Here is a 12,572-nt window from a genome sequence, read left to right as displayed (position 1 = left end):
ACTGTTACGGATTGGTATCCGCATCAAAAGTACGTAACAATCCCTTTATTGCGTGGTCCCCGCCGAATATTTAACCGAAATGTAACAGCCCGTCATTCGCCCAGCACCTGCATCTGCTGGCGGATCGATTCCTCGTGGATGGCCTGCAACACCGAGCGCATGAATTCGCGGTCCATGCCCAGCTGTACGGCCTGCTCCGCGCGTCGCGCCAGCAGGTCTTCGTAACGTTTGGCCTGCAGGATCGGCATGTTGTGCTCTTTCTTGTACTGTCCTATGTCGCGCGATACCCGCATGCGGCGTACGAGCAGTTCGAGCAGTTCGTCGTCGAGCTTGTCGATCTGCGAACGCAGTTCCGAAAGGCTCTCCGTCGTGGTGTTGGCTTCGCGGATCACCAGACTGCGGCAGATGTAGGCCAGACCCTGCGGCGTCACCTGCTGGGCCTTGTCGCTCCACGCGCAGTCGGGCGAACAGTGCGCTTCGACGATCAGCCCGTCGAATCCGAGGTCCATGGCCTGCTGCGAAAGCGGCGCGATCAGTTCGCGGCGGCCTCCGATGTGGCTGGGGTCGCAGAAGATCTGCAGGCCCGGCAGGCGGCGGTGCAGCTCGATGGGGATCGACCACATCGGATGGTTGCGGTAGAGACTCTTGTCGATCGACGTGAAGCCGCGGTGAATGCCCCCCAGACGGCGGATGCCGGCGTTGTAGATGCGCTCCACGCCGCCGACCCAGAGTTCGAGGTCCGGACTCACGGGGTTTTTGACCAGCACCGGAATGTCGTGGCCGCGCAGTGCGTCGGCGATCTCCTGCATGGCGAAGGGGTTGGCCGTGGTGCGGGCGCCGATCCAGATCATGTCGATGCCCCCTTCCAGCGCCGCCATGACATGCTTGCGCGTGGCGACCTCGGTGGCGGTATACATCCCCGTTTCGCGTTTTACGCGCTGGAGCCATGCCACGCCTTCGGCGCCCACGCCTTCGAACCCTCCGGGTTTGGTGCGGGGCTTCCATAGCCCGGCGCGGAAAATCCGCACGCCTTCGGCGGCCAGTTCGCGGGCGGTTTCGATCACCTGCTCTTCGGTTTCGGCGCTGCACGGTCCCGCGATGACCAGCGGGCGCCGGGGATCGAGTCCCGGAAAATTGATGGGTTGCAAATCTTTCATATCAGTTCTGTTTGAATTATTGTCGTTTGTCTTGTCTCTGTCTTTTCGCGTCATTCGCAGCCTGCCGCCTCGTTTGCGTCTCTGTCCCCGCCCGCCGCGAAAATCGGGTCCTATGTCCTTCCGCTCAGATTTCGGGATTGGGATATTCGGCATATTCGCCCAGAATCCGGAAATCGCTGGTCAGCGGCCGGGCCGCATCGACCGCCTGCCGGTACCGCATCGGGTCGTCGAAGGTCACGTCCACGTAAAACCGGTATTCCCATTCGCGTCCGATGATCGGCAGCGACTGTATTTTCGTGAGGTTGATTCCGTAGAAGGATAACAGCGTCAGCACTTTCGAGAGGCTCCCCTGCGCGTGGGGCAGTGTGAATACCAAAGACGCTTTGTCGGTGCGGGCCGGATCGGTGAACTCCGCCGCGCGGCTGCGGTCGGCCAGTACCAGAAAACGGGTGAAGTTGTGCTTGTTGGTCTCGATGCCGCGTTCGAGGATTTCGAGTCCGTAGAGTTCCGCGGCTTCGGCGCCGCAGATGGCCGCTGTGCCGGCGAGCCGCTGGCTGGCGATTTCGCGGGCGCTTCCCGCCGTGTCGTCGCGCTCGACGACTTTCATCGCGGGCCGGGCCTTGAGGTATTCGCCGCACTGCATCAGGGCGATCGGGTGCGAGTGTACCTCGCGGATGTCGGCGATTTGCTGTCCCGGAAGCGCCGCCAGCACGTGCGAGATGCGGAGCTTGTACTCGCCGATGACCGTCAGCGTGCTGCGGCGCAACAGTTCGTGGTTAGGCAGCAGGCTTCCGGCAATGGTGTTTTCGATGGCCGCCACCCCCAGCAGCTCCGCGTCGGCCGCCATGCGGGCGAACTGCTCGTCGAAACTCACGCAGGGCAGCACTTCGACCTCTTCGCCGGGGAAACTTCCGTGCGCCGCCGTCTCGTGGAAACAACCCGCTATCCCCTGTATCGTTATCCGTTTCATCTTCTGAATCGCATTAAAAAATCCCGCTCTTCTGCAGAACGGGATTCTTCGTGTTTTCACTCTATTGTTTTATACAGTTAATTGCATGCCATCCCGCTTCTTCCCTTGCTATAAAAGAAAAAGTAAAAGAAATAATATGCAAAACCGTAAAGTCTCATTGTCTCCTTGGTGGATTAACCTCTGGCAAATGTAGTGAAATATTCCCGAAATCCAAATTTTCAGCCCTGTTTTTTGCCTGTCACGGCCAGTTTGCGCTCCCTGAAACGCTTCTTGAACTGCTGGCGGCGTCCGAACAGAAGCCTGAAAAACGTGCCCCGCAGCAGCGTGTCGTCCATATCCCACTGCCGCGTTTCGGCGTAGCGGTCGAGGATGTATAGAAACGCCACGGCCGGGCAGCTCAGCCGCCGCAGGTTGATCATGCATTCGTCGGGGCGGAGCGGCCGCCGGAGGAATTTCATGCGGTTTATGTCGATCAGCTGGAAATGGTAGCGTCCCGTCGCCTCGTCGTGCCGCCAGAGGATGTTGGTCTGGTTGAAATCCTCGTGGCAGATCCCTTTTTCGTGGAGCCGGACGGTGAAACGGGAGAATGCTTCGAGCACGGGCAGCGAATCGGAGGTCGGGAACCGTTCCGTAGCCGCCGTGAGCGGTGTGTAGTCCGACCTGCGGGATACGAAATAGGTCTCCGTTATCAGCCCGTTGCGGCGGTATTCGCTCCATGCGACGGGTTCGGGCGTGTCGATTTCCAGCTCGCGCAGGCGCAGGGCGTGTTCGTAGGCGCGGCGGGCCTTGCTCTTGCGGAAAAACGAGTACATGACGGCATTGAACGCGCTGGGCCGTTTGTAACGCTTGACCACGAGCCGTTCGCCTCCGATGTCGAAGGCGCGTATCTGATTGCGGCCGTCATGAAGCACTTCGCCCGACACCGGGAAAAGCTCCGGAAGCTGCCGGACGAACTGCCGCAGGTGTTCCATGCCGGGATTGACCGTAATTTTCATGTCCGTATTCATTTACACGGCAAAGTTACGGCAAACGATCGGTTTGGATAGTCCATTTTGGGCGCAGTATTGGCTGATTGGGTGGCAATCGGGCTTCGGATTGTTTGTTTTGTCGCTTTTCGTCTGCCTGAAGCGGCCGCCCCTTCCGGAGACTTCCGCATGGGACGCGGCGTCTCGGCGGCCGGCGGACCCCCCCCCGGCCTGCATCTTTCGCATTGGGCATCTCCGCAGCCGGCGGACCGCTGCCGTCCGCTCCACCTGTTCCCTGTCAGGCCTTTCCGCCGAAATGAAAAAAGGATTACGTGACACGTAATCCTTGCTTTGCGAGCTGTTGACGAGGATTGAACTCGTGACCTCTTCCTTACCAAGGAAGTGCTCTACCACTGAGCTACAACAGCAACATTTCTCATTCGAGTGGTGCAAAAGTACATAAGAAAAATGAAAAGACCAAAAATTTGTGCGGTTTTCACAATTATTTTCTATCTTTACTTTTGCATTATAACTCTAAACCCATGAAACGTATACTGATAATAGGCGCCGGAGGCCAGATAGGTTCCGAGCTGACGGTTTACCTGCGCAAAATCTACGGCGACCGCAACGTCGTCGCCACCGACATGCGCGAATGCAAGGCTCTCGGCGAAGCGGGGCCTTTCGAAGTGCTCAACGCCCTCGACGCTACGGCCATGGCCTCGGTGGTCGCTCGTTACCATATCGACTCGATCTTCAACCTCGTGGCGCTGCTCTCGGCCGTTGGCGAGCGCAATCCCCAGATGGCGTGGAACGTCAACATGGGTGCGCTGAACAACTCGCTCGAAGTGGCCCGCCAGCACCACTGCGCGCTCTTCACGCCCAGCTCGATCGGCGCCTTCGGCCCCACCTCGCCCAAGGACCGGACCCCGCAGGATACCATCATGCAGCCCACGACGATCTACGGCATCTGCAAGGTCACGGGCGAAATGCTGGGCAACTACTACCACCACAAATACGGCGTCGATACCCGCTCGGTGCGTTTTCCGGGCATTATTTCGAACGTCACGCTGCCCGGCGGCGGCACGACCGACTATGCGGTCGAGATCTACTACGAGGCCATCCGCTCCGGGCGGTTCACCTGCCCCGTGCCGCCGGACGTCTATATGGACATGATCTACATGCCCGACGCGCTGCGCGCCTGCGTCGAACTGATGGAGGCCGATCCCGCGAAACTCGTTCACCGCAACAGCTTCAACATCGCCTCGATGAGCTTCACGCCGGAGATCATCTGCGCCGAGATCAGGAAGCGTCTGCCCGATTTCACGATGGATTACGACGTCGATCCCGTCAAGAAGGAGATCGCCGAGAGCTGGCCCAATTCGCTGGACGACACCTGCGCCCGCGAGGAGTGGGGCTGGAAACCCGAATGGGACCTTTCGCGCATGACCGACGACATGCTGGCGCACATCCGGACGAAACTGGCGGCCGAATGAGTCGGCGCAGCGGCGCCCTGAGATACCCCGTGTCTCCGGGACCTCTTCGAGTTGGGACGGCGCGCCGCTCTCCGGGAGTGCGGACCTGTAACCGAAAGTTATGACGACGAGACGGATTTTACGGATCATAGCCCTTTTTGTGCTGTTGCTGATAGCTGCTGTTATCGGCGGGAGTTTCTACATGCTCGGCTTCTCGCTGCGCCCTGAAGAGACGATGCGGGCGAAAAATGCGACGGCCTATGAATATATGTACGCCGAGTATCCTTTCCTGCGTCCGTGGACGGACAGCCTCGAACGGGCCGGAGCGTTGCGCGATACGGTGATCGTCGATCCGCAGGGCGTGCGGCTCCATGCGCTCTACGCCGCGGCTCCCGAACCGACCGACCGCACGGCCGTCATCGTCCATGGATATACCGACTGCGCCGTGCGGATGCTGATGATCGGCTACCTCTATAATCACGACCTGCGTTACAACGTGCTGCTGCCCGACCTGCACTACCACGGGCGGAGCGAAGGCCGGGCGATCCGCATGGGCTGGCTCGACCGGCTGGATGTGCTGCGCTGGATGGAGGTCGCCGACACCCTCTTCGGCGGCAATACGCAGATGGTCGTTCACGGTATCTCGATGGGCGCCGCCACGACGATGATGGTTGCGGGCGAGTCGCAGCGCCCCTATGTGAAGTGTTTTGTCGAGGACTGCGGCTACACGAGCGTCTGGGACGAGTTCTCGAACGAGCTGAAAACCTCGTTCGGACTTCCCGCATTTCCGCTGATGCACACTGCGAGCTGGCTCTGTGATCTAAAATACGGCTGGAATTTCCGCGAGGCTTCGGCGCTGGCGCAGGTGGCCAAGTGCGAACTTCCGATGCTCTTCATCCACGGCGACGCCGACGATTACGTGCCTACGTGGATGGTCTATCCGCTCTATGAGGCCAAGCCGGGCGAAAAGGAGCTGTGGCTCGTTCCCGGAGCCGGACACGCCTACTCCTACCGGGACAACAGGGAGGAATACACCGCCGTCGTCCGGGAGTTCGTCGGAAAATACGTCCGCTGATTCCGCGGCCGCCCGGTCCGTGCTGGAGCCGTAACCGCTTCGGACCGCATGGACTCCGATCTGCCGCAGGAGACCGGTCCGCCGATCCGGGAACGGTGCCAGACCCGACAAAAGTACTGACCTGACAACGGTGCAGCCCTCAAAGGGACCGCAGCTCTGAAAACGGTGCCGAACCCGAAATCGGCTGCGGTCCTGACAACGGTGCGCCCCGCATGAAACCCCAAGGCCGGAACTTCTCTGAAGTTCCGGCCTTGACATCTTCCGGATTTGCGGACCGTTCCCGGAAGTGCCGGGAAGAGGGGCGGCCGCGAAAATCCGCCTATCCGGGGCGCCTAATTGGAGGCGAGCTTTTTCACCGTTCCGGAGAACGATCCCGTTACCAGATAGGGCATCGGGTGGTCGTCGCCCGTCGAGAACGACACTTCGTAGTCCGTTCCGTTCGACGTTTTCAGGGTCAGCGAACCGTTGGTCATCGGGGCATGGGGCGTGCGGCCGCTGTAGAACCACGTGTTCACGGCCCGGAGATTTCCGCCGCCGAGCTCTTCCCGTGTGCCGGGCAGGAAGCCGGGCGTGTCGTCCGAGGTCGCTTTGTAGGTGCCCGACGGAATGTATTCCTGCCCCGGAGCCGTTTTCAGCCTGAACCAGAGGTAGTACCCCGTCGCGCCCTGCGTCGCGTAGCACTCCTTTTCGTAGAAGTGCAGGTCCCAGCGGTCGTACCGGGCCGTACATTCGTCCGTGATCTTCTTGATCGAAACCACCGGCGCGTCGGCGTTCATCGCATAGTCGGCATTCAGTTTCGAGTCGCCGCGGTAAGAGTCGTTTATGCGGTTTTCGAATTCGAGCGCTCCGCGGTAGCTGACGCGCAGCGTGCTGTCGTCTTCGTCGATGAACTCCGCCTTGATCGTGGTGATGCCGTTGTCGGTCTTGATCCGCATCTTTCCGCCGACGATGGCGTGGGGCGTTGTGGAACCCTCCTCTTCGTCAGGCTCGTTCCAATAGGTGCCGAACAGAGCCGGCATGCCGAAGGAATCGGTTCCGAGAAATCCCTCGATGAATACGCCTGCCTTGTTGTCGGTGGATTTGCCGATGGTGTATTCGCCGTCCAGCGGACGCGCGCTTTTCGGATCGGTCGCCAGTACGCTCAGGAAGTCGATGTCGAGCCGGTACTTGTAGGGCGCGGCATCGGCCTGATCGAGGTCTGCGTCGGTCAGCACCAGATAGTAGTCGCCGGCCGCGTCGCCCCAGTAGGTGTGGTAATAGGTGCCGTAGGCGTGGGGGAGTGCGAGGTAATCGGGATCGGTCTCTTTGCCGTCTCCGCCGTTTTCATTGTCGTCGTTGCTGCATGCGGCGAAGGCCGTCAGGGCCAGCGCGGCGGTCAGGAGCAGTGATTTTCTGAAGATTTGCATAGGTCGTAACGTATTTGGGGATTAGTTTTTGAATCCGGGTTTTCCGGTGTAGGTGAACGAAAACGTCTCTTCGGCCCCGTCGTCGCGGAGCGTTCCCTCTATCTTCCAGCTTTCGCCGACGGTCGAGACGGTGAACGATCCCGACGTGGCGACGTAGGTGGCTTCGTCGGTTTTCCAGTAGGTGCCGGCGGCCCGGCCGCTCTGGGAGATGTAGCCTGAGCGGAACGTGAAGGTTTCGTTGGCGTATTTTCCCGCTTCCGAGCGCAGGTCGATCGTGTATTTGCCGTCGCCGGGCAGCGGCGCCGCCGGATCGGCGGCCGGCACGCTGCGGAGCTGCGAATGCAGTTCGACCCTTTCGTTGCCGCCGCGGAGCATGTAGGTGTCGGCCGCAATGCCGTAGTCGTCGGGATAGTAGTCGCCGAAGACCATCGACAGCCGTTCGTACACGACCGGGTCTTCCTCCCCGGATTCGTTTGCGAAGGCCAGCGCGCCGCTCCACGAGAACGAGAGGGCGGTTTTGTCTCCGTCGGTCACCTCGCCCGACAGGGTGAAGGTCCCGTCGCCCGATGCCGCGGGCGCGAGCGTCATGCTGCCCGCACGGATCGCGAACTTCGTTTTCTGCCCGGCCTGATTCGCGCTCCGGACCTCGACGCCGCTTTTGACGGTTTCCCACGAGGATGCCTCCGGCGCGAACGTTCCCGCCCGGCGGGTCTCCGCCGCCGTGTAAACGCCCGCTTCGGGCATCGCGGCGGAGGGTTTGGGGGCTTTGACGCTCGTCAGATCCGCCTCCAGCACGTCTCCGTCCGCATTGGTCAATGTCAGACGGTAATTGCCCTCTCCGGTTTGGTATTTGTCTCCGAGGTAAACCGCCTGCGAGACGGTCGAGAACTCGATGGTATAATTTACGGCCCGCACGGGCGGCTCCTTCTCCTTGTCGTCGGAACAGGACGCGGAAGACAGTACTGCGGCCGCCAGCAGCGGCAGCAGCAAGGTTTTTTCTATTCTCTCCATTGTATATTTGTAATTAGTTAATTAAATTTGAATAGTTAAGACATCAGAGTATGGAATAAGTCCGATCTCTCATTGGTTTTCTAAACCGGGAATTATGTTCTGACCCCATACTCTTTACATCAGAATCCGGATAGTTCGTAAGGTGTCTGAGCCCGTATTCGCAATGAAGGACCAAGATGTAAGCGATGTCGTTAAAACCAAAAAATGAACGGCCATGAGGTACATTGGAATCGACGTGAGCAAGGCTACATTCGTGGTAGCTTACTCCTCCGACAAAGGCGGGGAGATCCGTACTTTTAACAACACGACCGCTGGTATCAGACAGTTTATCGGGACTCTCCCCAAAGACGGCAGTATCCACTGTGTTATGGAGGCGACAGGGAATTACAGCGCCTTGCTGCTGTATATGCTCAATGTCGCCGGAATTACTGTCAGCATGGAGAATCCGCTGAAGGTAAAGAACTTCGCCAAAGCCTTGCTCTCTACGGTCAAGACCGATAAGAGCGATGCACGACTCATTACCTTGTACGGAGAGAAGATGAACCCGCGTCCTTTCAAGGTACAGGGAGAGGCCATCCTGCGGCTCCGACAGAAAAGAACCGTCATTCGCCAACTTACTAAGCAGATTACCGCCATGTCGAACCTTCGTGGCTCTCTTGCATGTCTGCCTGTCCCGGACAAAGGTGCAACTCATACCGTAGACGAAACTATCAAGTTCCTTGAAAAGAAGCGTGACAGGCTCCAGGCGGAACTCACGGATCTTGTCGAAGTGGAGTTCAGCCGACAACTCGCGCTGCTGACGACCATCAAAGGGATAGGCATAACGCTTGCCACGGCGCTCATCATCACTACTGGAGGCTTTACCTACTTCCAAAATGCCAAGCAGGTGTCCCGGTATCTCGGAATTTGTCCCACTTACGAACAGTCCGGAACTTCGGTAAACATCAAAGGGCATATCAACCGAAACGGAGACGCATACACTAGAGGACTTCTCTATATCGCCGCTTGGCCTGCCAGTAGGTTCAATGCCCAATGCAAAGAGACCTATACGAGGCTCAGGCAAAACGGAAAATCGGGAAAACTCGCTATGATCGCTGTCGCAAACAAGCTCATCAGGCAGGCTTTTGCTGTTGTCGCGCACGATAAAGAGTATATCGACGGATTCGTCTCCAACAGACCTTAGTAGGAACCATTCTCCGATATTATTACTCTTTTTCCGCATTTTTTAATATAGTTCGTAATTAACCTGATTTGATTGTGATTGGTCCGGCATCGGCATAGTGCCGCTCGGCAGCAAAAATAGAAATACCCCCTTTCTTGTCAAAACAAAGCCGGGGGTCAAATCGGGTGTGGGGCGTTGCTGTTAAGTACTTGTTATTTAGTCCGATGACTCTGTCCGGTCCCGCCCGGACCGGGGTATATCCGATGTCTCCGCGTCGCTTTGCGTCCGGAATTCCGCGCCCTTGCGACTCTTTTCTCCGGAGCTGCCGTTTTCCGGCAACGCATGCCGGAAACGAAAGAAACCCGGTCTCGAAAGACCGGGTTTCTTTGTCGGAATGTTGCGGATTAAGCCTTGCCGGCCGAACCCAGCACGCTCTCGCACTTGTGCATGTAGAGTTTCTTCAGCTCGTCGCGGGCCGGACCCAGATATTTGCGGGGGTCGAACTCGGCGGGCTGGTCTACGAAGATCTTGCGGATGGCTGCGGTCATCGCCAGACGGCCGTCCGAGTCGATGTTGATCTTGCAGACGGCGCTCTTGGCAGCCTTGCGGAGCTGCTCTTCGGGAATGCCTACGGCATCCTTCAGCGCACCGCCGTGCGTGTTGATGATCTTCACGTACTCCTGCGGAACCGACGACGATCCGTGCAGCACGATGGGGAAGCCCGGAAGCTCCTTCTCGATCTCGGCCAGAATGTCGAAACGCAGTTCGGGCGGAACGAGGATGCCCTCGGCGTTGCGGGTGCACTGTTCGGGCTTGAACTTGTTGGCGCCGTGCGAGGTGCCGATCGAGATGGCCAGCGAATCTACGCCGGTCTTGGATACGAAATCCACGACGTCCTTGGGATCGGTGTAGGTGTGGTGCTCGGCCGAAACCTCGTCCTCCACACCGGCCAGTACGCCCAGCTCGCCTTCTACCGTCACGTCGAACTGGTGTGCGTAATCGACCACCTGCTTGGTGAGCGCCACGTTCTCCTCATAGGGGAGGTGCGAACCGTCGATCATCACCGACGAGAAGCCCATGTCGATGCAGCTCTTGCAAAGCTCGAACGAGTTGCCGTGGTCGAGGTGCAGAACGATCGGAATGTTCTTGCCCAGTTCCTTGGCATATTCGACGGCGCCCTGAGCCATGTAGCGGAGCAGGGTCTGGTTGGCGTACTTGCGCGCGCCCGACGACACCTGAAGAATTACCGGCGACGAAGCCTCCACGCAAGCCTGAATGATGGCCTGCATCTGCTCCATGTTGTTGAAGTTGAATGCCGGGATGGCATAACCGCCCTTGATGGCCTTTGCGAACATCTCACGGGTGTTCACAAGACCCAAATCTTTGTAGGATACCATAGTAATTTAATTTATGCAGTGAATTGTTTCTCTCGAAAAACCGCACAAATTTAATAAATATTCTAATTAATTGCGCCTGTTCGGGCTATTTTATTCGCCTTTTTGTGAAAAAAATAACAGACGGCCGGAAATTGTTGCGCAATCCGGATTGTTTTTTGTATTTTTGCATGGCTTTAGCTCCGGGGGATTCCCGAATCGCGGACGGGCTTCCGCGCCCCGCGGCGGTCGAAGCGTCGGGGCGGACTGTAAGGATTGCAAGGATATTGATACTACAAACATAAACAAACTACCATTATGGCTGATTTTATTTATCAGGAGCCGTTCCCCGTGGGGGAGGACAAAACCGAGTACCGTCTTTTGACGAAGGATTACGTGAAGGTCGTCGAGTGCGACGGACGTAAAATCCTGAAGGTGGACCCCGCGGGTCTCGAACTGTTGTCGAAGGCCGCTTACTGCGACGTGTCGTTCTATCTGCGCGCCGCGCACCTGCAGAAACTGCGCAACATCCTCGAAGATCCCGAAGCTACCGACAACGACAAGTTCGTGGCCTACACCATGCTGCTGAATCAGGTCGTTGCGGCCGAGGGCGAGCTGCCGACCTGTCAGGACACCGGCACGGCCATCTGCATCGGCCATAAGGGCGAGGACGTCTACACGGGGGCCGACGACGCCGCGTGCATCGCGAAGGGCGTTTACGAAACCTACAAGGACCGCAACCTGCGCTATTCGCAGGTCGTGCCCTTCACGATGACCGACGAGAAGAATTCGGGCACCAACCTGCCGGCCCAGATCGACATCTACGGCGGCCGTCCGGGCATGGAATACGAATTCCTCTTCATCACCAAGGGCGGCGGCTCGGCCAACAAAACCTTCCTCTACCAGCAGACCAAGGCGCTGCTGAACGAGGAGTCGCTCACGAAATTCATCAAACAGCATATCTTCGACCTCGGCACGTCGGCCTGCCCGCCCTACCACCTCGCGATCTGCATCGGCGGCACGTCGGCCGAAATGTGCCTTTCGACCGTGAAGAAGGCCTCGGCCGGCTACCTCGACGAGCTGCCCACTTCGGGCAACGAGGGAGGCCGCTGCTTCCGCGACCTCGAATGGGAGGAGAAGGTGCTCAGGATCTGTCAGGAGAGCGGCGTCGGCGCGCAGTTCGGCGGCAAGTACCTCGTACACGACGTGCGCGTGATCCGCGCCCCGCGCCATGCGGCTTCGTGCCCCGTGGCCATCGGCGTCAGCTGCTCGGCGGACCGTAACATCAAGGCCAAGATCACGCCCGACGGCATCTTCCTCGAAGCGCTGGAGAAGAACCCCGCCCGCTTCCTGCCCGCCGAGGCGCCCGCCATGTCGCCCGCCGTGGACATCGACCTCGACGAAGGCATGGACAAGGTCCGCGAAATCCTTACCAAATATCCGATCAAGACGCGCCTGAACCTGAAGGGCACGCTGATCGTGGCGCGCGACATCGCCCACGCCCGCATCAAGCAGATGCTCGACGAGGGCAAGCCCATGCCCGAATACTTCAAGAAGCACCCGGTGTACTACGCGGGTCCGGCCAAGACGCCGGAGGGCATGGCTTCGGGCTCGTTCGGCCCCACGACGGCCGGACGCATGGACCCCTACGTGGATCTGTTCCAGTCGCACGGCGGTTCGCTGGTGATGGTGGCCAAGGGCAATCGCTCGCAGCAGGTCACCGACGCCTGCCGCAAGCACGGCGGTTTCTACCTCGGTTCGATCGGCGGCCCGGCGGCTATTCTGGCCAAGAACTCGATCAAGTCGGTCGAGGTCGTGGACTTCCCCGAACTGGGCATGGAGGCTGTCCGCAAGATCTACGTCGAGAACTTCCCGGCGTTCATCATCGTCGACGACAAGGGCAACGACTTTTTTGCCGATTTCAAACATTAAAAAACGGCCCGGAGATATACTAACGGGCAAAAGTTTACGTTGTAAAATC

At 58.8% G+C, this 12,572-nt stretch carries 10 protein-coding genes and 1 tRNA gene; 4 read left to right on the top strand and 7 right to left on the bottom strand.

Annotated elements, in window-relative coordinates:
* Positions 1 to 92: 92 nt before the first annotated feature.
* From ALFI_RS05795 to ALFI_RS05780, 4 genes are all read right to left on the bottom strand, one after another.
* Positions 93 to 1,157, bottom strand: a complete 1,065-nt coding sequence (locus ALFI_RS05795) for a bifunctional 3-deoxy-7-phosphoheptulonate synthase/chorismate mutase type II (protein WP_014775128.1) — start codon at positions 1,155 to 1,157, stop codon at positions 93 to 95.
* Positions 1,158 to 1,281: 124 nt separating this feature from the next.
* Positions 1,282 to 2,127 carry a prephenate dehydratase gene (locus ALFI_RS05790; protein WP_014775127.1) on the bottom strand — a complete coding sequence of 282 codons (846 nt, stop codon included), beginning with the start codon at positions 2,125 to 2,127 and terminating at the stop codon, positions 1,282 to 1,284.
* A 218-nt stretch (positions 2,128 to 2,345) separates the two neighbouring features.
* On the bottom strand, positions 2,346 to 3,122 hold the full coding sequence (locus ALFI_RS05785) for a lipopolysaccharide kinase InaA family protein (RefSeq protein ID WP_014775126.1): 777 nt from the start codon (positions 3,120 to 3,122) through the stop codon (positions 2,346 to 2,348).
* 326 nt (positions 3,123 to 3,448) lie between these two features.
* A tRNA-Thr gene (locus ALFI_RS05780) sits at positions 3,449 to 3,520 on the bottom strand.
* Between the two features lie 114 nt (positions 3,521 to 3,634).
* Here ALFI_RS05780 and ALFI_RS05775 point away from each other — a divergent pair.
* Both ALFI_RS05775 and ALFI_RS05770 read left to right on the top strand, forming a co-directional pair.
* Entirely contained in the window at positions 3,635 to 4,585 is a 951-nt protein-coding gene (locus ALFI_RS05775; protein ID WP_014775125.1) for an NAD-dependent epimerase/dehydratase family protein, read from the top strand.
* 100 nt (positions 4,586 to 4,685) lie between these two features.
* Positions 4,686 to 5,639, top strand: a complete 954-nt coding sequence (locus ALFI_RS05770) for an alpha/beta hydrolase (RefSeq protein WP_014775124.1) — start codon at positions 4,686 to 4,688, stop codon at positions 5,637 to 5,639.
* A gap of 332 nt (positions 5,640 to 5,971) precedes the next feature.
* Here ALFI_RS05770 and ALFI_RS05765 read toward each other — a convergent pair whose 3' ends face one another.
* Both ALFI_RS05765 and ALFI_RS05760 read right to left on the bottom strand, forming a co-directional pair.
* On the bottom strand, positions 5,972 to 7,045 hold the full coding sequence (locus ALFI_RS05765; RefSeq protein WP_014775123.1) for a hypothetical protein: 1,074 nt from the start codon (positions 7,043 to 7,045) through the stop codon (positions 5,972 to 5,974).
* 21 nt (positions 7,046 to 7,066) lie between these two features.
* Complete coding sequence (locus ALFI_RS05760; protein ID WP_014775122.1) at positions 7,067 to 8,056, bottom strand: hypothetical protein; 990 nt, start codon at positions 8,054 to 8,056, stop codon at positions 7,067 to 7,069.
* 214 nt (positions 8,057 to 8,270) lie between these two features.
* Between ALFI_RS05760 and ALFI_RS05755 the strand changes: the two genes are divergently transcribed.
* The gene (locus tag ALFI_RS05755; protein ID WP_014774638.1) at positions 8,271 to 9,239 is read left to right on the top strand and encodes an IS110 family RNA-guided transposase; all 969 of its coding nucleotides are present in this window, start codon (positions 8,271 to 8,273) and stop codon (positions 9,237 to 9,239) included.
* Positions 9,240 to 9,622: 383 nt separating this feature from the next.
* Here the strand turns inward: ALFI_RS05755 and ALFI_RS05750 are convergent, their stop codons facing one another.
* Complete coding sequence (locus ALFI_RS05750; RefSeq protein WP_009596759.1) at positions 9,623 to 10,615, bottom strand: class II fructose-bisphosphate aldolase; 993 nt, start codon at positions 10,613 to 10,615, stop codon at positions 9,623 to 9,625.
* Between the two features lie 294 nt (positions 10,616 to 10,909).
* Here ALFI_RS05750 and ALFI_RS05745 point away from each other — a divergent pair, with 294 nt between their 5' ends.
* The gene (locus ALFI_RS05745; RefSeq protein WP_014775121.1) at positions 10,910 to 12,523 is read left to right on the top strand and encodes a fumarate hydratase; all 1,614 of its coding nucleotides are present in this window, start codon (positions 10,910 to 10,912) and stop codon (positions 12,521 to 12,523) included.
* Positions 12,524 to 12,572 lie beyond the last annotated feature (49 nt).

It is taken from the genome of Alistipes finegoldii DSM 17242 (assembly GCF_000265365.1).
GTDB lineage: Bacteria > Bacteroidota > Bacteroidia > Bacteroidales > Rikenellaceae > Alistipes > Alistipes finegoldii.
Note: the sequence above shows the minus strand (reverse complement) of the source record. Positions and strands in the feature narration are given on the sequence as shown.